This is a genomic window from Candidatus Symbiopectobacterium sp. NZEC135, assembly GCF_025962695.1.
Genome location: NZ_JAGFPF010001047.1, coordinates 1 through 754, shown reverse-complemented (window position 1 = coordinate 754; position 754 = coordinate 1). Strand labels below are relative to the sequence as shown.

Below are 754 nucleotides of genomic sequence, written 5' to 3'. Positions count from 1 at the left end.
CAGCACGTCAAAGGCTGCCAGCACGGCGAACAGCGGACCGAAGCCGATGGTGTCTGCCAATGCGCCAACCACCAGGGCAAACAGGGTGCTCGCCAGCCAGCCAGCGCCGCCGGTCAGCCCGTTAGCGGTAGCCACTTCGTTACGACCGAACACGTCAGATGAGAGCGTGATCAAGGCACCGGACAGCGACTGGTGCGCAAATCCACCTACGCACAGCAGCGCGATAGCAACATAAGGACTGGTGAACAGGCCGATAATCCCAGGGCCAATCATCAATACCGCACCCAGCGTGACCACCATTTTACGCGAAACGATCAGGTTCACTTTGAAATACTTCTGGAACAGCATCGGCATGTAACCCCCCAGCACACAGCCAAAGTCGGCAAACAACATCGGCAGCCAGGCAAACATGGCGATTTCTTTCAGGTTAAAGCCATACACCTTGAACATAAACAGCGGGATCCAGGCGTTAATCGTGCCCCAAGCCGGTTCAGCCAGAAAACGCGGCAGTGCGATACCCCAAAACTGGCGGTTACGCACGATCTGCCAGGCAGACATCTTCTTGGCATTATTCGACTGATGCTGAGATTCCTGACCATTCAGGATGTAATCGCGTTCCTCATCGGTCAGCTTTTTCTGGTCTTTCGGGTGTTTATAAAACGCCAGCCAGCACAGTGCCCACACCATGCTCAAGGCACCGGTGATGATAAAGGCCATTTCCCAACTGTGCATCACGATGGCCCAAACCACCAAC

General features: G+C 55.0%; 1 protein-coding gene. It reads right to left on the bottom strand.

Annotated elements, in window-relative coordinates:
* On the bottom strand, nt 1–754 hold a 754-nt coding region (locus J5224_RS32340), incomplete at both ends, for an MFS transporter (protein ID WP_264629034.1).